This is a genomic window from Cupriavidus nantongensis (genome assembly GCF_041726985.1).
In the GTDB taxonomy this organism is placed as follows: Bacteria; Pseudomonadota; Gammaproteobacteria; order Burkholderiales; family Burkholderiaceae; genus Cupriavidus; species Cupriavidus nantongensis_A.
On sequence record NZ_CP168303.1, the window covers coordinates 764,104 to 782,408 of the forward strand.

At 67.3% G+C, this 18,305-nt stretch carries 14 protein-coding genes and 1 other RNA gene; 6 read left to right on the forward strand and 9 right to left on the reverse strand.

Annotated elements, in window-relative coordinates; translation table 11 throughout:
• Positions 1-24: 24 nt before the first annotated feature.
• Entirely contained in the window at positions 25-990 is a 966-nt protein-coding gene (locus ACEI37_RS14580; protein WP_373379495.1) for a LysR family transcriptional regulator, read from the reverse strand.
• Positions 991-1,135: 145 nt separating this feature from the next.
• Between ACEI37_RS14580 and ACEI37_RS14585 the strand changes: the two genes are divergently transcribed.
• The 4 genes from ACEI37_RS14585 (at position 1,136) to ACEI37_RS14600 (ending at position 5,241) form a co-directional block, all read left to right on the forward strand.
• Entirely contained in the window at positions 1,136-2,419 is a 1,284-nt protein-coding gene (locus tag ACEI37_RS14585) for a D-amino acid dehydrogenase (RefSeq protein ID WP_373379497.1), read from the forward strand.
• A 105-nt stretch (positions 2,420-2,524) separates the two neighbouring features.
• Entirely contained in the window at positions 2,525-3,436 is a 912-nt protein-coding gene (locus tag ACEI37_RS14590) for a glutamate/aspartate ABC transporter substrate-binding protein (RefSeq protein WP_373379498.1), read from the forward strand.
• 196 nt (positions 3,437-3,632) lie between these two features.
• Positions 3,633-4,454, forward strand: coding sequence for a transporter substrate-binding domain-containing protein (locus ACEI37_RS14595; RefSeq protein ID WP_373379499.1), 822 nt, complete (start codon positions 3,633-3,635; stop codon positions 4,452-4,454).
• Positions 4,455-4,581: 127 nt separating this feature from the next.
• On the forward strand, positions 4,582-5,241 hold the full coding sequence (locus ACEI37_RS14600; protein WP_373379501.1) for an amino acid ABC transporter permease: 660 nt from the start codon (positions 4,582-4,584) through the stop codon (positions 5,239-5,241).
• A gap of 61 nt (positions 5,242-5,302) precedes the next feature.
• Here the strand turns inward: ACEI37_RS14600 and cphA (ACEI37_RS14605) are convergent, their stop codons facing one another.
• The gene (cphA, locus tag ACEI37_RS14605) at positions 5,303-7,873 is read right to left on the reverse strand and encodes a cyanophycin synthetase (RefSeq protein WP_373379502.1); all 2,571 of its coding nucleotides are present in this window, start codon (positions 7,871-7,873) and stop codon (positions 5,303-5,305) included.
• Positions 7,874-7,916: 43 nt separating this feature from the next.
• Positions 7,917-10,550 (reverse strand): cyanophycin synthetase, encoded by a 2,634-nt coding sequence (gene cphA, locus ACEI37_RS14610; RefSeq protein ID WP_373379503.1) that lies wholly within the window; start codon positions 10,548-10,550, stop codon positions 7,917-7,919.
• 238 nt (positions 10,551-10,788) lie between these two features.
• Between cphA (ACEI37_RS14610) and ACEI37_RS14615 the strand changes: the two genes are divergently transcribed.
• Together ACEI37_RS14615 and ACEI37_RS14620 are read left to right on the forward strand one after the other, a co-directional pair.
• A complete protein-coding gene (locus tag ACEI37_RS14615; protein WP_373379504.1) occupies positions 10,789-13,083 on the forward strand; it encodes an ABC transporter ATP-binding protein in 2,295 nt (764 codons plus the stop codon).
• A complete protein-coding gene (locus ACEI37_RS14620) occupies positions 13,073-13,567 on the forward strand; it encodes a DUF1854 domain-containing protein (protein WP_252674485.1) in 495 nt (164 codons plus the stop codon). Before ACEI37_RS14615 ends, ACEI37_RS14620 begins: the two co-directional genes overlap by 11 nt.
• A 15-nt stretch (positions 13,568-13,582) precedes the next feature.
• Here ACEI37_RS14620 and ACEI37_RS14625 read toward each other — a convergent pair whose 3' ends face one another.
• The 6 genes from ACEI37_RS14625 to ompA form a co-directional block, all read right to left on the reverse strand.
• Entirely contained in the window at positions 13,583-13,984 is a 402-nt protein-coding gene (locus ACEI37_RS14625) for a hypothetical protein (protein WP_062802065.1), read from the reverse strand.
• Positions 13,985-14,082: 98 nt separating this feature from the next.
• Positions 14,083-15,105, reverse strand: coding sequence for a fimbrial protein (locus ACEI37_RS14630; protein ID WP_373379506.1), 1,023 nt, complete (start codon positions 15,103-15,105; stop codon positions 14,083-14,085).
• A gap of 407 nt (positions 15,106-15,512) precedes the next feature.
• Positions 15,513-15,871: a transfer-messenger RNA gene (gene ssrA, locus ACEI37_RS14635) on the reverse strand.
• Between the two features lie 85 nt (positions 15,872-15,956).
• A complete protein-coding gene (gph, locus tag ACEI37_RS14640) occupies positions 15,957-16,631 on the reverse strand; it encodes a phosphoglycolate phosphatase (RefSeq protein WP_373379507.1) in 675 nt (224 codons plus the stop codon).
• Positions 16,628-17,386, reverse strand: a complete 759-nt coding sequence (gene ubiG / locus ACEI37_RS14645) for a bifunctional 2-polyprenyl-6-hydroxyphenol methylase/3-demethylubiquinol 3-O-methyltransferase UbiG (protein ID WP_373379508.1) — start codon at positions 17,384-17,386, stop codon at positions 16,628-16,630. Before ubiG ends, gph begins: the two co-directional genes overlap by 4 nt.
• A 117-nt stretch (positions 17,387-17,503) precedes the next feature.
• Complete coding sequence (gene ompA / locus ACEI37_RS14650; protein WP_012352078.1) at positions 17,504-18,157, reverse strand: outer membrane protein OmpA; 654 nt, start codon at positions 18,155-18,157, stop codon at positions 17,504-17,506.
• Positions 18,158-18,305: the final 148 nt, after the last annotated feature.

Here is an 18,305-nt window from a genome sequence, read left to right on the forward strand (position 1 = left end):
CGCGGCTGTCAATCTGTGCTCCCGTCAGTCGCGGCGCCTGGCGGGGGCGGCGTCGAAGCTTGCGGTGGGCGCTTCCAGCCGCTGCGGCAGCGTTGCCGCCAGCGCCGCGGCGGCCTGCGCGAACTGGTCGCGCAGGTCGTCGGCCAGGCTCGAGCCAGCGCGGTGGCTGGCGCGCAGCATCTGGATCTCGAACGGCAGCACCGGCGCCACGTCATGCAGCGCGACGCGCTCCGCGCTCGCGCTGAGCGCGGTGTACTGGTCCAGCAGCGTCATGCCCAGGCCGGCGTCGACCAGCGCCAGCGCCAGCGAGTAGGTCTGCACCTCGAGCGTCGAGCGCGGTTCCAGCGCGTGCCGCGCCAGGGTCTGGCGCACCAGCAGGCCGAGCGAGCTGTTGTCGTCATAGCCGATGAAGGCGCGCTCCATCAGCCGCTGCATCGGCACCACGTGGCGGCGACCACCGGCGGGCAGCGGCTGCGCGCGCGGCACCGCCAGCAGCATGCGGCCGCTGGCCACCGGCTCGCTAGAAATGGCCTCGTGGCCGGGCGGAGCGAAGGCAAAGCCCAGGTCGATCTGGTTGGCCAGCAGCGCGCCGACGATCTCGTCGGTATGGTGCGTCAGCACCTGCACCTGGGTGTCGGGGTGGCGCGCGCAGAAGCTGCGCACCGCCGGCACCAGCAGCGGGTTGGCCAGGCTCGGCGTGGCGGCCACGCGCAGCCGGCCGGCGCCCTTGTGGCGCAGGCTTTCCGAGACCCGGCGCACGCGTTCGATCTCGCCATATAGCCTTTCGACATCCCCGTACAGCGCGTTGGCCTCGGGCGTGGCCTGCAGCCGTCCGCGCACGCGCTCGAACAGCCGGAAGCCGAGCGAGGCCTCGGCATGCTGCAGCACGCGCGTGACCACCGGCTGCGACACGTGCAGCAGGCGCGCGGCCTCGCTGACGGTGCCGGTCAGCATCACGGCGCGGAACACTTCGATCTGGCGCAGGCGCATGGCATCTCGGGGGTGGGGGATAGGGGGCGCAAGGCGGGCAGGGAACAGCCATAGCCTGAAGACATATTCTGGCACGTATTCGCATTGGGCAAGCCGGCGCGCTTGCACTAGGCTCTGCCTGATGGACGCAAGCAAAGGAAAGGCAATGCAGGTGGTGATCGTGGGCGCGGGCGTGGTGGGCATGACGACGGCGTGGCGCCTGGCCGAGGATGGCCACCAGGTGACGGTGCTCGAGCGCCACGACGGCCCCGGCGAGGAAACCAGCTTTGCCAATGGCGGGCAGCTCAGCTACAGCTACGTGGCGCCGCTGGCGGGGCCGGGCGTGATGGCCAAGGTGCCGGGCTGGCTGCTGCGGCGCGATTCGCCCATGCGCTTTCGCCCGGTGGCCGACCCGGCACAGTGGCGCTGGCTGGCCGCCTTCATGTCGGCCTGCAATGCCGCCACCAGCGAAGCGACTACGCGCAAGCTGCTGCGGCTGGGCTTCTATTCGCGCGACCTGATGCAGGCCTTCGTGGCCCGGCACCAGCATGACGACGGCGGCGCCGGCTTCCATTTTGCGCGGCGCGGCAAGCTGGTGGTGCACCGCGACGCGGCGGCGTTCGATTCGGCCTGCCGGCTGCTCGACTACCAGGCCAGCCTGGGCTGCGAGCAGCAGGCGCTGGACCGCGATGCCTGCGTGGCGCTGGAACCGGCACTGGCCTGCATCCGCGACCAGATCGCCGGCGCCATCCATACCCCAAGCGAGGAGGTGGGCGACTGCCATCGCTTCTGCCTGTCGCTGGCACGGTTGCTGCAAGATGGCGCGTACGCGGGCGTGTCGATGCGCTTTGGCACCGTCGTGCAAGGGCTGGTGCAGCAGGGCGGGCGCGTCACCGGGGTGCGCACGCCGGCCGGGGTGGTGCCCGCCGACGTGGTGATCATGTCGGGCGGCATCGGCAGCGTGCCGCTGCTGCGCCCCCTCGGGGTCAGGCCGATGCTGTGGCCGCTCAAGGGCTACAGCATCACGGTGCCGCTGGCCGGCGGCGCGCCCGCGCCGCATATCAGCGTGACGGATTTTGCCAACAAGATCGTTTATGCCCGCATCGGCAATACACTGCGGGTGGCGGGCATGGCCGACCTGGTGCGCGGTGGCACCCGCATCGACCCGGAGCGGGTCGGCACGCTGGTGGCCCAGACCCGCGCGCTGTTTCCCGGCATCGTGCCGGACCAGCCGCTGGCGCAGCTGCAGCCGTGGGCGGGGCTGCGTCCGGCCACGCCGGACGGCCTGCCGCTGGTGGGGCCATCGCGGGTGTCAGGGCTGTGGCTCAACCTGGGCCACGGCGCGCTGGGGTTTACGCTGGCGATGGGCAGTGCCGGCCTGCTGGCCGACCGCCTGGCGGGGCGCCGTCCCGCCATCGACGCAGAAGATTTCGACGCCGCGCGCGCCTAGCGCCGCGGCCGAGCATGGGTTGTTGCCGTACCGGCAAGTCTGCAGTACCTGAAGCTGTCCGTGAAACATGCCTCAATGACCAAGCCCCACTACAAGGAGCGCCACATGCAAACGCTGCACCCCCACCGATCCGCCACCCGCCGCGCGCTTGCGGCAGCGACGCTGCTGCTGGCCGCCGGCGCCGCCCATGCCGCCGACGGCGACACGCTGAAGAAGATCAAGGACAGCGGGGTGATCTCGCTCGGCTACCGCGAATCGTCGATCCCGTTCTCGTACACCGACGGCAAGGAGGTCATGGGTTACTCGCATGAGATCCTGCTGCAGATCGTCGACAAGGTCAAAAGCGAGCTGAAGATGCCCAACCTGCAGGTGCGCCTGACGCCGATCACCTCGCAGAACCGCATTCCGCTGGTGCAGAACGGCACCATCGACATCGAATGCGGCAGCACCACCAACAACCTGGAGCGGCAGAAGCAGGTCGCGTTCTCCAACAGCCTGTTCGTCTACGGCATCAAGATGCTGACCAAGAAGGATTCGGGCGTGAAGGAGTTTGCCGACCTGAAGGACCGCAACGTGGTCACCACCGCCGGCACCACCGGCGAGCGCCTGCTGGTCAAGATGAACGGCGAGAAGGCCATGAACATGAACCTGATCAGCACCAAGGACCACGGCCAGTCCTTCCTGATCCTCGAAACCGGCCGTGCCGCGGCGTTCGTGATGGACGAGCCGCTGCTGTACGGCGAGCGCACCAAGGCCAAAAATGCTTCCGAGTGGGTGGTGGTGGGCGCGCCGCTGCAGACCGAGAACTACGCCTGCATGTTCCGCAAGGACGATCCCTCGTTCAAGAAGCTGGCCGACGGCGTGATCGCCGACCTGCAGACCAGCGGCCGCGCCGAGAAGCTGTACAACAAGTGGTTCATGGCACCGATCCCGCCGCGCGGCATCAACATGAACTACCCGCTGTCGGCCGACATGAAGGCGCTGTTCGCGGCGCCCAACGACAAGGCCTACCAGTAGGGCGGGGCGGGCCGCGCGGGGCGGAACCGGGCCTCGCGGTTATTTAGCCATGATGAATCGATATTTAGCATTCGATAGTGTTTGCGGTAGTGTGGAGCCCGATATAGGCTCATAGCAGCACAACCAGCCGGCGGCGCTCCAAAAGAGGCCGGCCGGCGCTGCCCCACACTGCTTATCCGCATCGACTGGAGAACATATGCGATCGCTTCGTACTGGCTGGTTCAAATCCCTGCTGGCCGCTTCCCTGGTGGCCGGCGCCGGCCTGGCGGCCACCGCGGCCCATGCCGCCGACCTGCTCGACACCGTCAAGCAGGCCGGCGTGCTGAAGATCGGGCTGGAGGGCACCTATCCCCCGTTCGGCTTCCGTGGCGCAAAGAACGAGCTGGAAGGCTTCGACGTCGACGTGGCGCGGGCCGTGGCGGGCAAGCTCGGCGTCAAGCCGGAGTTCGTCACCACCGAATGGAGCGGCATCATCGCCGGCCTGCAGGCGGGCAAGTTCGACATCATCGTCAACCAGGTCAATGTCACGCCGCAGCGCCAGCAGGTGCTCGATTTTTCCACGCCCTACGTCTACTCGGATGCGCAACTGATCCAGCGCAAGGATGACAAGCGCCAGTTCAAGTCGCTGGAAGACCTGAAGGGCCACAAGCTCGGCGTCAGCCTGGGCAGCAACTACAACGACCTGGCCAAGTCCGTGGCCGGCATCGAGGTCAAGACCTATCCCGGCGCGCCGGAATACCTGCGCGACCTGGCGGCACAGCGCGTCGACGCCGCGCTGAACGACCGGCTGATGGTCGCGTACCTGGTCAAGACCACCAACCTGCCGCTGCGGCCGGGCGCGATCGTGGCGGGCGCCACCACCCAGGTGGCGATCCCGTTCCGCAAGGACAATCCCAAGTTCGCGCAGGCCATCAACCATGCGCTGGAGGACCTGGCCAAGGACGGCACGCTCGGCAAACTGTCGGTGAAGTGGTTCGGCACCGATGTGACCAAGCCCGCCGGCAAGCCGATCAAGTAAGCCGATCAAGCCGGCCAAGTAAGCCGGCCGGCAGGGCGTTATCATGTCGCGGCGCGGCGGCCTGCATGGCTGCCGCGCCGCTTTGCTTTTCGCCCCTTATTGCTGATCCTTTTCGCGCCGCCACGCCATGCCCGCTCTCCAGCTCGTCATCGACTCCCTGCCCGTGCTGCTGCAGGGCACGCTGCTGACCATCAAGTTCGCGTTGTGGTCGATGGTGTTCGGGCTGATGCTGGGCACGGTGGTGGCGCTGATGGGCATCAGCCATAGCCGTGTGCTCAAGGCGATGGCGCGCGGCTACGTCAGCATCATGCGCGGCACGCCGCTGCTGGTGCAGATCTTCGTGGTCTACTACGGGCTGCCCGGCATCGGCATCGCGCTGGAGCCGACGCCCGCGGGCGTGCTGACGCTGAGCCTGAACGTCGGCGCCTACCTGTCGGAGAGCATGCGCGGCGCCATCCTCGGCGTGGCGCGGGGGCAGTGGCTGGCGGCCTACAGCCTGGGCCTGACGCCGGCGCAGGCGCTGCGCTACGTGGTGGGCCCGCAGGCGCTGCGGCTGGCGGTGCCGAGCCTGTCGAACAGCTTGATCAGCCTGATCAAGGATACCTCGCTGGTATCGGTGATCACCGTCACCGAGCTGCTGCGCACCGCGCAGGAGGTGATTGCCGCCACCTACCAGCCGTTGCCGCTGTACCTGGCGGTGGCGGCGATCTACTGGGTGCTGAGCACGGGGTTGTCAGGGCTGCAGCACAGGCTGGAGCGGCGGTTGTCGCTGCCGGGGCGGCATTGAGACCCACGCCAAAGCAAAAGGCCAGCTCCACGGAGCTGGCCTTTGTGCATCAGCGGACCGTTCAGCCCTGCGCGATGCGCCCGGCGATATGCCCCAGCGCCTCTTCCACCTGGTCCACCAGGATCAGGCACAGGTCGCCCGGCTGCAGGTGCGACAGCGCGGTGTCGATGGCCAGGAACTCGCCGCGGATTTCCTCGACGTGGCTGGCGCGTTGCGCGCCCTGCAGGCCTTCGCGCAGCAGCGCCAGCACCTCGCCGTCGGCGCGGCCGCGCTGGCACTGGTCCTGGTACAGCACGACCTCGTCGAACGCGCCGCCCAGGATCTGGGTCTGGCGGCGGATGTCGTCGTCGCGGCGGTCGCCCGCGCCACTGATCACCACCACCCGCCGCCTGGCCGGGATGGATTCGATCGCGTTGCACAGCGCCAGGATGGCATCCGGGTTGTGGCCGTAGTCGGCAATCAGCGTGGCGCCGCGGTAGTCGAACACATTGAAGCGTCCGGGCGCGGTCTGCGCATCGTTGACGAAGGTGGCCAGCCCGCGGCGGATCACCGACCAGTCGATGCCCAGCGCCCACGCCGCGGCGATCGACGACATCGCATTCTCGACCTGGAAGCCGATGGTGCCGTTGCGCGTCAGCGGGACCTCCGCCAGCGCGATGCGCACCTCGGCATCGCCTTCCGCGGCGACGATGTCGCCGCCATCGACGAACACCACACGCTTGCCCTGCGCGCGGTGCGTGGCCATGGCCGGCTGGTCGGGATCGTGCGCAAAGAAGGTGACGCTGCCGGGGCAGGCGTCGGCCATGCGCACCACCATCGGGTCGGCGGCGTTGAGCACGGCCATGCCGTGCGGCGCCACGTTCTGCACGATCACGCTCTTGAGCACCGCCAGGTCTTCGACCGAGTTGATGTACGACAGGCCCAGGTGGTCGCCTTCGCCGACGTTGGTTACCACCGCCACGTCGCAGCGGTCGAAGGCCAGACCTTCGCGCAGCAGGCCGCCGCGCGCGGTTTCGAACACGGCGGCGTCGACGTCAGGGTGCAGCAGCACGTTGCGCGCGCTGCGCGGGCCGCTGCAGTCGCCGGTGTCGATGCGCTCGCCCTGGATATAGACGCCGTCGGTACCGGTCATGCCCATGCGCAGGCCGCTGCTGGCCATGATATGGGTGATCAGCCGCACCGTGGTGGTCTTGCCGTTGGTGCCCGACACCGCCACCACCGGGATGCGGCCGTCGTCGCCGTCCGCGAACATGGTCGAGACGATGGCTTCGCCGACCGCGCGGCCCTTGCCGTACGACGGCTGCAGGTGCATGCGCAGGCCGGGCGCGGCATTGACCTCGACGATGCCGCCGGCCTGTTCCTCGAACGGCTTGAGCATGGTCTCGCACACGGCGTCGACGCCGGCGATGTCCAGGCCCACCATCTGCGCCGCCGCCACGGCGCGCGCGGCGATGTCGGGATGGACGTCGTCGGTCACGTCGGTGGCGCTGCCGCCGGTGGACAGGTTGGCGTTGTTGCGCAGCACCACGCGGGTGCCGGCGGCCGGTACTGAGTCGGCGGTCAGGTTTTGCTTGGCCAGCGTCGCCAGCGCGATATCGTCGAAGCGGATCTTGGTCAGCGAGGTGGCATGGCCTTCGCCGCGGCGCGGGTCGCGGTTCACTTCCTCGACCAGCTGGCGCACGGTATGCACGCCGTCGCCGATCACCTGCGGCGGATCGCGGCGCGCGGCCGCGACCAGCTGCTTGCCGACCACCAGCAGGCGGAAATCGTGGCCCGGGATATAGCGCTCGACGATCACGTCGGAGCTGATGTCCGAGGCCACCTCGTAGGCGGTCATCACTTCCTCGCGGGTGCGGATGCGCACCGCGACACCCTTGCCCTGGTTGCCGTCGCGCGGCTTGACCACCACCGGCGCGTCGATTTCCTGCGCCGCGGCCCAGGCTTCCTCGGCGCTGCGCACCGAGCGGCCCAGCGGCACCGGCACGCCGGCGGCGTGCAGCAGGGTCTTGGTCAGTTCCTTGTCCTGCGCGATCGATTCGGCCACGGCGCTGGTGCGGTCAGTCTCGGCCGCCTGGATGCGGCGCTGCTTGCTGCCCCAGCCGAACTGCACCATCGAGCCCTGCGTCAGGCGCCGGTACGGGATGCCGCGCGCGACCGCGGCGTAGACGATCGAGCCGGTGCTCGGCCCGAGGCGCACGTCCTCGTCCAGCTCGCGCAGTCGGTGCAGCGCGTCGGCGAGGTCGAACGGGGTGTCGTGGCGCGCGGCCTGGCACAGTGCCTCGGCCAGTTCGAAGGCGAGCCGGCCGACTTCTTCCTCGCTGTATTGCACGATCACCTGATAGATGCCGGGCTCGACCGTCTGCGCGGTGCGGCTGAACGTCACCGGGCAGCCGGCGGCGGCCTGCAGGCGCAGCGCGGTCACCTCCAGCACGTGGGCGAGCGACAGCTCGACCGATTCCTCGTCCGGGCGCAGCGGCCCGATCTCGGGAAAGCGGGCGCGCAGCCGGTCTTCGAAGCCGGGCAGGGCCGACAGCATGTTGGCGGTGTCCTGGCACGCCACGATCGCCTCGATGGCGGTGTGGCGGCACCACAGGTTCGGGCCCCGCAGGGCCCGGATACGGGAGACTTCCATAGAACGGTTTCCGTGTCTTCTATGCGCGGTTGGGCTGGGGGCGTCAGGCGCGGCGGGCGGGCTGGCCCATCCAGTGGTGCACCAGGTCGACAGTGGCGCCGGTGGCGGCCTCGTCGCACTGCAGCACCAGCAGGTCACCCGGCACCAGCTGGCCGAGGGCGTTTTCGATGGCGCTGGCGCGCGTGCCTTCGTCGATGATCTTGGTCACGCGCCGGCCTTCGTACAGGCCCTGCTTGAGCAGCGCGCGCGCCTCGGCGTCGGGCAGGGCGCGTTTGACGCTGCGGTCCTCGCACAGGAACACGCGGTCGAAATGCTGGCCCAGGACCTTGCCCTGGCGCACCAGGTCGTCGTCGCGGCGCTGCACGCCGGCGCCATAGACCACCATGCGGCGCTCGGCCGGGAAGCGGTCCAGCGCAGTCGCCAGTGCTTCCAGCGCGGGCGCGTTGTGGGCATCGTCGACCACCACCGTGGCGCCGTTGCGCTCGAACAGCGTGAAGCGGCCCGGCACGTCGACCTGGCCCACATCGAATGTCACCACGCCGGCGCGGATCAGGTCATTGGAGATGCCCAGCGCCCAGCCGGCAGCGACCGCGGCCAGCACGTTCTCGATCTGGAAGGCGACGCGGCCGGCGTAGGTCAGCGGCACCGCGGCCACGTCGACCAGCGCGGTCTCGCTGTTGCCGGTGGTCAGCACGATCTTGCCTTCGCGCACGTACACCGCGCGCTTGCCGGCGGCGCGGTGCGACATGATCGCCGGCAGCTCCGGGGTCAGGCCGAAGAAGATCACGTCGCCGTCGCACAGTCCTGCCATCTCGACCAGGCGTTCGTCGCGCGCGTTGAGCACGGCGGCGCCGTCCTTGAGCACCACGTCGACCTGGGTCCGCAGCACGTTGTACATGCGGTCTTCGTCTTCGACGTAATAGTCGCCGAGGTGGTCGGGCTGGTCGAAGTTGGTGACCACGCCGACCTGGCAGCGGTCATAGGCCAGGCCCTCGGACAGGATGCTGCCGCTGTCGTTCTCGAACACGGCGGCCTCGACCGCGCGGTTCATCAGGATGCGGTGGCCGGCTTCCCAGTTGGCGCGGTCGCCGCTTTCGACCTGGCGGCGGTCCAGGAACAGGCCGTCGCTGCAGGCCAGGCCGGTATGCTTGCCCGACAGTTGCAACAGGCGCGCGACCAGGCGCGCCACCACGGTCTTGCCGTTGGTGCCGGTCACGCCCACCACCGGGATGCGGCCCTGGTCGTCTTCCGACTCGGGGAACAGGTGGTTGACGATGGCCCGTCCGACCGGGCGCGGCGTGCCCTCGGCGGGCTTGATATGCATCAGCAGGCCGGGGCCGGCGTTGACTTCGACGATGGCGCCGCGCTGTTCGTGCAGCGGGCGCGAGATGTCCTCGGCCACCAGGTCGACGCCGGCAATATCCAGCCCCACCACGCGCGCGGCCAGCGCGGCATGCGCGGCGACGCTGGGGTGCACGCGGTCGGTGACGTCGAAGGCGACGTTGCCGTTGCGCTGGATCAGCACGGTGCGGCCTTCCGGCGGCACCGAACTGCCGTCCATGCCCTGGCGCTTCAGCTCCAGCCGCGCGGCGGAGTCGAGGCGCACGCGGTTGAGCGGGTGGTCCTCGGTGCTGCCGCGGCGCGGATCGGAATTGATCTGCAGCTCGATCAGCTCGTCGATGGTGGACTTGCCGTCGCCGACCACGCTGGCGGTCTCGCCCATGGCCGCGGCCACCAGGCGGCCGCCCACCACCAGCAGGCGGTGCTCGTTGCCCGGGATGAAGCGCTCGACGATGACGCCGCTGCCTTCTTCGATGGCCACGCCATAGGCGGTTTCCACTTCCTCGCGGGTCATCAGGTTGGTGAACACGCCGCGGCCATGGTTGCCGTCATAGGGCTTCACCACCACCGGCACGCCGATGTCCTCGGCGGCATCCCAGGCGTCCTCCGGCGATTCGACCAGGCGGCCTTCCGGCACCGGCACGCCGCAGGAGTCCAGCAGGCTCTTGGTCAGGTCCTTGTCGCGCGAGATGCTTTCGGCGATGGCGCTGGTGCGGTCGGTCTCGGCGGTCCAGATGCGGCGCTGGCGCGCGCCGTAGCCCAGCTGCACCAGGTTGCCGTCCGACAGGCGGATCGCCGGGATGTCGCGGTCGTCCGCGGCATCGACGATGCAGGCGGTGCTGGGGCCCAGGCAATGCTTGTCGACCAGGCGGCGCAGATGCTCCACCGTGGCCCCTACGTCGTAGGGGCGGTCCTCGATCGCGGCCATGACCAGGTCGCGCGCGCCGAACAGGGCGGCGCGGGTGACTTCCTCGTGCCAGGCACGCACGATCACCTTGTACACGCCGCGCACCGGCGTTTCGCGCGCCTTGCCGAAGCCGCCCGGCATCCCCGCCAGGTTTTGCAGCTCAAGCGTCACGTGTTCCAGGATATGGCCCGGCCAGGTGCCTTCCTTCAGCCGCTGCAGGAAGCCGCCGCGTTCGCCGATGCTGCAGCGATGCTCGATCAGCGACGGCAGCCAGGCCGACAGGCGCTCGTAGAACCCCGGAATCGTGTTGGAGGGAAAGTCCTCCAGTTCCCCGATATCGACCCATGCCTCCAGAACGGGCCGATATGTCCACATATTCGGGCCGCGCAGCGACATGACATCGAAAATCTCAATGTCCTTCTTTTTCATTGAATTAGCTTGAGGCAGTGGGCGGAACGCCCGAGAAATGGAAGCCTAACCTTTCAGTAACGTTACAGCACAGAGCGGGTTGACTTTCTTGGTGTAAAAGTGATTGTGCAATGCATCAGGGCTACCCGCGCGTTCGTCGTTATGTATACTGCGGGCGAATTCGCGGGCCGCCAGCGCGTGCCCGGTCTAAATTGTTTCAAGTTATGTCCGCAATCCCTGGACGCACGCCGCGCCATCCATGACCCAGTCCTCCCTGCCTGTCCCTACCGCCACCGCCGCCGATGAACCCTGGCGGACTGAAACCGGATCGTGGCTCCGACCCGGCGAGACTGTGCTGGCCGGACTGGCACTGGACCTCGACGCGAGGCTGCATTTTACCCAAGGGTGGCTGGTTGTGACCGACCAGCGCATCGTTGCCCGCGCCCCCGGCGAAAAAAATGTGCGGGAATGGAACATCGCCCCGGCGCTGCGCCTGTCGCATACCGACCACGCGGGGGTGGGCACGCTGGAACTGACCGGCCCCGCCGGCCGGCTCGCCACCTGGCGATATACGCTTGGTTACAATCCCGCCGCTTTGCGGCTGGCGGACCAGTTCGAGGCCCAGCGCGACGCCGCCGCCTCGCGCCCGGCCACCGCGGCGGGCGAGGTGTTGTGCCCGACCTGCAAGGCGCCGCTGCCGCCGGACGAAGAACAGTGCCCGCAATGCAGCCGCGAGCTGGAAACGCCGCCGTCGACCTGGGCGCTGTTGCGGCTATGGCGCTTTGCGCGCCCATACCGCTGGCAACTGCTGGGCGGCTTCCTCCTGACGCTGCTGTCGACCGCCGCCACGCTGGTGCCGCCTTACCTGACCATGCCGCTGATGGACCGGGTCCTGATCCCGTTCCAGAACGGGGTGCCGATCGACTATGGGCTGGTGCGGCTCTACCTGGCGGGGCTGCTCGGGGCCGCGCTGGTGGCGTGGTCGCTGGGATGGGCGCGAACTTACCTGCTGGCGCGGGTATCGGAGCGCATCGGCGCGGATCTTCGCACGACAACGTATGAACATTTGCTAAAGCTGTCGCTCGAGTATTTTGGCGGCAAGCGTACCGGCGACCTGATGGCGCGCATCGGTTCGGAAAGCGATCGCATCTGCGTGTTCCTGTCACTGCATCTGCTGGACTTCGCCACCGACGTGCTGATGATCCTGATGACGGCGGTGATCCTGGTTTCGATCAACCCGTGGCTCGCGCTGGTGACGCTGGTGCCGTTGCCGTTTATCGCCTGGATGATCCACCTGGTGCGCGACCGCCTGCGCCACGGCTTTGAGAAGATCGACCGGATCTGGTCGGAGATCACCAACGTGCTCGCCGACACCATCCCCGGCATCCGCGTGGTCAAGGCATTCGCCCAGGAGAAGCGCGAAGTCACGCGCTTCCGCGAGGCCAACAAGCACAACCTGGCAATCAACGATCGCGTCAACGCGGTGTGGTCGCTGTTCACGCCGACGGTGACACTGCTGACCGAGATCGGGCTGCTGATCGTGTGGGTGTTCGGCATCTGGCAGGTCTCGCACAGCGCCATCACGGTGGGCGTGCTGGTGGCGTTCCTGACCTATATCAGCCGCTTCTATACGCGGCTGGATTCGATGAGCCGCATCGTCTCGGTGACCCAGAAAGCCGCCGCCGGCGCCAAGCGCATCTTCGACATCCTCGACCATGTGTCGAGCGTGCCGGAGCCCACGCGGCCGGCCCGGCTGGACCGGGTCGAGGGTGCCATCGACATGAGCGACCTGGGCTTCCGCTACGGCAACCGCGCGGTGATCCGCGGGCTGAACCTGTCGATCGCGCCGGGCGAGATGATCGGGCTGGTGGGCCACAGCGGCTCGGGCAAGAGCACGCTGGTCAACCTGATCTGCCGCTTCTACGACGTCTCAGAAGGGGCGATCCGGGTCGACGGGGTCGATATCCGCTCATTGCCGGTTTCGGAGTACCGCCGCCATATCGGCCTGGTGCTGCAGGAGCCGTTCCTGTTCTTCGGCACGATTGCCGACAACATCGCCTACGGCAAGCCGGACGCCACGCGCGACGAGATCATCGCCGCGGCGCGCGCCGCGCATGCGCACGAGTTCATCCTGCGGCTGCCGCATGGCTATGACTCGCTGGTGGGTGAGCGCGGCCAGGCGCTGTCGGGCGGCGAGCGCCAGCGCATCTCGATTGCGCGCGCGCTGCTGATCAACCCGCGCATCCTGATCATGGACGAGGCCACCTCGTCGGTCGACACCGCCACCGAGAAGGAAATCCAGAAGGCGCTCGACAACCTGGTGCAGGGCCGTACCACCATTGCGATTGCGCACCGCCTGTCGACGCTGCGCAAGGCCGACCGGCTGGTGGTGATGGACCGCGGCCAGATCGTCGAAGTGGGCAGCCACGACGAACTGCTGCTGCGCGAAGGCGCGTACTACAAGCTCTACCAGGCGCAGGCGCGCAATGTCGATACCGAAGACGACGACACCGAAGAGGCCATCCAGATTCCGGAGACTGCCCATGCTCAATGACATCGCCGCCGCCGCGCCGACCCCAGTGTTCACGCTGGACCGCAACCCGTTCGGCCGCCTGGTGCTGATCGCCGAGGACGGCACCGTCCATGAAGGCGTGGTGCCGGTGCGCGCCTTCCCGATCTCGGCGCCGCAGGGCGGCATCGGCATGATGAGCGCGGACGGGCATGAGGTGGTATGGATTCCGCGGCTGGAAGACCTGCCGATCGCCGAGCGCGACATGATCGAGGCGGAACTGGCCTCGCGCGAGTTCATGCCGGAAATCGAGCGCATCGTCAGTGTGTCGACCTACGCCACGCCGAGCGTGTGGACGGTCAAGACCGATCGCGGCCAGACCGACCTGGTGTTGCGCGGCGAAGAAGCGATCCGGCGCCTGGCCGGCAGCACGCTGCTGATCTCGGACACGCACGGCATCCACTACCTGATCCGCGACCTGATGGCGCTGGACAAGCACAGCCGCAAGATACTTGACCGCTTCCTTTGAGGGGCAGCCGGGAGATCAGTGCAGCAATTCGGACGAATCGTCCTCGTCGTCCCAGTCGTCGTGCATCACCGGCACGTCGGGCGCCATGTCGAACACCATCGAGTGATAGCGCACGCTGAACCACTCGCGAAACATCTTCAGCGACAGTTCCTCGGGCCATGCCGAGTCGTCGAACCATTCGCCGAGCATGAATTCGAAGAAATCCTGCCAGCGCTTCTCGACCCAGTGGACGGCGTTCTCGTGGGTGTCGGCGAGTTCCTCGGGCAGCAGGAACACGCTCTGGTCTTCGCGCACCTGCTCCAGCGTGAGGCCGGCCACGGGCTGGGGATCGACCGCCTGGATCCAGTCCAGGAACGGCTGTTCCGGAACCAGGGCGATCATGGAGCGGTTGATGGTGAAGCGGGGATGGTCGGACATCGCGAAAGCCTTGAAGGACTGCAGCGGGCTATTGTAGTCCTTCGGTCCGGGATGTAGCGATGAACCATGCCTCCGGTACGTCACTGCCGCGATGGCCCTTACTGGTAGTCCAGCGTAAACACCATCGAACTGCTGACGTTACCCGGCGAAGGGGTGCCGCCGAGGCTGGCATAGCGGGCGCCGAAACGATAGGTTGCGGGTACGTTGGCCTGGATGCTGCCCATGGCATTGCGCACCTGCAGCGGTACCGGCGCGGTGCCGCTGGCATTCATGATCTGCACGCCCGTGCCGCTCGCCGCGCCAGGGTCCGCGGCGTTGCTGAGGCCGAGGATGCCGGCCGCCGCGGACATGACCGGCGTGCCGGCGGCGCCGTCCAGCGTCATGCCGACGATGGCCGCGCTGTTGCAGGTCAGCTGGATGGAGAACGGCGTGTTACCGCCGGCGCCTTGCGTTGCGAGCGTCCTGGCGCTGATCGCGGGCAGGCTCACGGTAGGGGGGGCAACGACATTGCAAGCGATTTCGCGTGTTGCGATGGTGCCGGAAAAGCCGATGTAGTTGTCGCGGTTGCCCGTGCCGCCCAGCGCGCCTTCCACCGACCCGTTATAGACGCCGAAGCCAAAACGGGTCTGGGCGGGATCGAGGTTGCCGGTCGAAATCGGCCCGGTCTTGACGAATTCGATGGTCACCGACACGGAATAGGACAGGTCGGCATTGAGTTGGCCCAGGTTGGCCGAGCGGGTGTCGCACCAGACGCCCGAAGCATTGGTCATCGGCTGGCCGGCGGCATTGCGCAGGCGGATGCCGACGCCCGGGACACCGGTGGAATAGACGCCCGGCCTCACTTCGGTGCCGGACCCGTAGTAGCACGAGACGATAGGGGCGCCAGGCACCACCCACGGCTGCACGTTGGCGCAGCTGCCGCTGAACTGGTAGCTGCGCACCGTTCCCGGAATCGTGCTGCCTTCGGCAAGGTTGACCGCGATGGCCATGCTGTCGAGGGTCTGGTCATAAGGCAACGATGGCGTGGCAGTGCACTTCGCATGGGCCAGGTGCGGTGCCGCGAAGCACGCCACCACGACCAGCCAGCGGCGCAGGAGATGGAACAGTTGGGTTCGGTTCATAGCAGGGTCAGGGATGCGGCTTGCCTCGTCAAATTCCCGCGGCGTGCGCGGATCCAGCCAATGACAACCAGCGGCATGCCAGTCAAAGTTCCTTGCTACGATAGGACCCGCACCCTCGTGAAGCGATAAGGCTTGGCCTATTTTGGGGTCGGAAATTTTCCCGTCCCTGACCGTCGCACCAAAAGAAAAAGCCCTCGGCCGGGTGGACGAGGGCTCGAAGTGGCAGCGGGCGAGTCGCGGATCGCCCGCATCGCATCATGGACCTGCGTGGCGCGCCCGGCATCCCCAAATCTGGGGATGTTGTTTTTTCCGGCGCATGCCGGTGGCGCGGCCGGACAAAGAAAAACCCGCGCAGCCTGAGCTGTCGCGGGTTTCTGGTCCTGCTGGTACTGCATCGGACTGAATACTGGTGGAGCCGGCGGGAATCGAACCCGCGTCCGCAAGCCCTCCACAGAGAGTTCTACATACTTAGTTCTGTCATTTGATTTAACCGGCGCATCGCGGACGAACACGCTCTACGACGGCGAGTCACTAGGTTTTCGTCCCCGGCTTCGTGACCCTTCCGGAGCTTATCTGACGTAAATGACCTCGCGTGGTCTTGCGACCCTAGCCCGTCAGCGAGCCAGTGCGAGGACGGCGGCCCTTAGGCTGCCAGTGCGTAACGTTCGTCGTTAGCAGTTATTGCATTCCCATTGATTAACGAGGTGACGGGTCCTCGGTATGCCCTCCACTGCTTTGTAACCCACGTCGAAACCAGGTCGGCCCCAGTGAGGAAGCTGGATTGTACCCGGTTGGACGCAAGCTGTCTTGGGGAGTTCCAGGCCGTGTCTCCGGATACTGCCAGCGCACTTTCAGGCGATCGCGGCGGGCACCAGCAGCGGGATCAGCTCAGACGGGTGGCGAATCAGGTGGTCGGCGCCCCAGGCCTCGGGCGGGTCGCCGTCGCCGCAGTAGCCATAGGCGGCGGTCACCGTGATCATGCCGGCGGCCTTGCCGGCCTGGATGTCGCGCAGGTCGTCGCCGACATAGACGCAGCGGCTCGGTTCAACGCCGGCACTCGCGGCGGCATGCAGTAACGGGGCGGGGTGGGGCTTGGCGTGCGGCGTGGTGTCGCCGCTGACCACGGCGCTGGCGCGGGGCGCCAGGCCGATCGCGGCGACCAGCGGCACCGTGAAGCGCGCGATCTTGTTGGTGACGATGCCCCAGGGGATGCCGGCCGCCTCGAGCGCGGCCAGCACCTGCGGCATGCCGTCGAACAGCTGCGTGTGCACCGCGATGTCGGCTTCGTAGTAATCCAGGAAGGTATCGCGCAGGGCCGGAAATTCGGCATCCTCCGGACGCAAGCCGAACGCGGCGCCCAGCAGTCCGCGCGCGCCATGCGAGGCCACGGGGCGCAGCTTCTCATAGGCCACCGGCGGGCGGCCGCGTTCGACCACCAGCCGGTTCGCCGCCGCAGCCAGGTCCGGCGCGGTGTCGGCGAGGGTGCCGTCGAGATCGAAGAAAACCCCTGCGATTGCCGCGCTCATGCCGCCACCCGGCGGAACGCCATCAGATAGTTCACGTCCGTGTCCTGGCCCAGCGTATAGACCTGCGACAGCGGGTTGTAGGTCATGCCGCGCATCTCGACCAGGTCCAGGCCGGCCTGGCGCGCGAAGCGGGCCAGTTCGGAGGGCGTGATGAACTTTTCGTAGTCGTGGGTGCCGCGCGGCAGCATGTTGAGCACGTATTCGGCGCCGACGATGGCCAGCAGGTACGCCTTCAGGTTGCGGTTGATGGTCGAGAAGAAAACATGGCCACCGGGACGGACCAGTGTCGCGCACGCCTGCACGATGGATGCCGGGTCCGGCACGTGTTCCAGCATCTCCATGCAAGTCACCACATCCACGCTGGCCGGCTCGCGCGCGGCCAGCGCTTCGGCGGCGATCTCCTCGTAGGTCACGGCAACGCCGGACTCCAGGCTATGCAGGTCCGCCACCTTCAGCGCCTTGCTGGAGAGATCGATGCCGCGCACGGTGGCGCCGAGGCGCGCCATGCTCTCTGACAGGATGCCGCCACCGCAGCCCACGTCGACCACCCGCTTGCCCGCCAGTGCGGCGATGCCATCGATCCAGCCCAGGCGCAGCGGATTCAGCTCATGCAGCGGCTTGAACTCGCTTTGCGGATCCCACCAGCGGTGGGCCAGTTCGCTGAATTTGTCGATTTCCTTGGGGTCGGCATTCCGGCGCGGCGGGTGCTGGCTGGCGGCGTCGGCTGCGGGGAGGGTGTGCGATTGCAACGTCATCGTATGCGGGTCCGGCGGCGCTGGCCGCGGCGGGTGGAGGAAGGGGGACAGTCCGGGCAACTGTACCAAAAAAAAAGCCCAGCTTGCGCTGGGCTTCTTGGATCGGAAGGGTTCCGATTAACGTGCGCTGCGGGTGCCGACCACTTCGACTTCCACGCGGCGGTTCGGCTGCTGGCAGGCGATCTGCGACTTGCGGTTGCCCTTGCACGACTTCGGATCGACCTTCAGCTGGCGCTTGCCCTTGCCTTCGGTGTAGACGCGGTTGGCTTCAACACCCTTGCTCACCAGGTAAGCCTTGACCGATTCAGCGCGGCGGATCGACAGGCGATCGTTGTACTTGTCCGAGCCGAACGAGTCGGTGTGGCCAACGGCGATGATGACTTCCAGGGTGATGCCTTGCAGCTTCGAGACCAGGTCGTCCAGCTTGGCCTTGCCTTCGGGCTTCAGCACAGCCTTGTCGAAGTCGAACAGGGTGTCAGCAGCGAAAGTGACCTTCTCGCTGGAGACAACCGGCGGGGCCACCGGAGCCGGGGCCGGTGCCGCTACGGCCGGGGCCAGGGCGCCGTCGCACAGCGCGTTGGCCGTGGCCGGGGTCCAGGAGCTGTCGCGCCAGCAGAGCTCGTTCGTGCCATTCTTCCACACGTACTCGCTCGTACCGTTGCCCCAGTTGTCGTTCACTGCCTTCTTTTCATAAGGGACGGACTGAGCTTGAGCGGATGCAGCCATTACTGCGGTAGCTGCAACGAGCGCGAGCTTGGCAAATTTTTTCATATTTCTCCTCTCAGGATGAGATCACCGCAGGGTTACTGCGAGCAAATGGACGAAAACAAGTCATACATTCTTCGGAGTATAACATTCTCGATGTGGTGGATGCTCCACTTCGAACAATGTCTGGCTCTTCGCTGGGGAATTGTGCCAC

Excerpts from the sequence above, each read along its gene's own strand:
- ubiG (WP_373379508.1), bottom strand. The coding sequence starts at position 17,386 with ATGACGTTGCAATCGCACACCCTCCCCGCAGCCGACGCCGCCAGCCAG.
- ACEI37_RS14580 (WP_373379495.1), bottom strand. The coding sequence starts at position 990 with ATGCGCCTGCGCCAGATCGAAGTGTTCCGCGCCGTGATGCTGACCGGC.
- ACEI37_RS14630 (WP_373379506.1), bottom strand. The coding sequence starts at position 15,105 with ATGAACCGAACCCAACTGTTCCATCTCCTGCGCCGCTGGCTGGTCGTG.
- ACEI37_RS14585 (WP_373379497.1), top strand. The coding sequence starts at position 1,136 with ATGCAGGTGGTGATCGTGGGCGCGGGCGTGGTGGGCATGACGACGGCG.
- ompA (WP_012352078.1), bottom strand. The coding sequence starts at position 18,157 with ATGAAAAAATTTGCCAAGCTCGCGCTCGTTGCAGCTACCGCAGTAATG.
- ACEI37_RS14625 (WP_062802065.1), bottom strand. The coding sequence starts at position 13,984 with ATGTCCGACCATCCCCGCTTCACCATCAACCGCTCCATGATCGCCCTG.
- ACEI37_RS14615 (WP_373379504.1), top strand. The coding sequence starts at position 10,789 with ATGACCCAGTCCTCCCTGCCTGTCCCTACCGCCACCGCCGCCGATGAA.
- ACEI37_RS14620 (WP_252674485.1), top strand. The coding sequence starts at position 13,073 with ATGCTCAATGACATCGCCGCCGCCGCGCCGACCCCAGTGTTCACGCTG.
- ACEI37_RS14600 (WP_373379501.1), top strand. The coding sequence starts at position 4,582 with ATGCCCGCTCTCCAGCTCGTCATCGACTCCCTGCCCGTGCTGCTGCAG.
- ACEI37_RS14595 (WP_373379499.1), top strand. The coding sequence starts at position 3,633 with ATGCGATCGCTTCGTACTGGCTGGTTCAAATCCCTGCTGGCCGCTTCC.
- cphA (WP_373379502.1), bottom strand. The coding sequence starts at position 7,873 with ATGGAAGTCTCCCGTATCCGGGCCCTGCGGGGCCCGAACCTGTGGTGC.
- ACEI37_RS14590 (WP_373379498.1), top strand. The coding sequence starts at position 2,525 with ATGCAAACGCTGCACCCCCACCGATCCGCCACCCGCCGCGCGCTTGCG.
- cphA (WP_373379503.1), bottom strand. The coding sequence starts at position 10,550 with ATGAAAAAGAAGGACATTGAGATTTTCGATGTCATGTCGCTGCGCGGC.
- gph (WP_373379507.1), bottom strand. The coding sequence starts at position 16,631 with ATGAGCGCGGCAATCGCAGGGGTTTTCTTCGATCTCGACGGCACCCTC.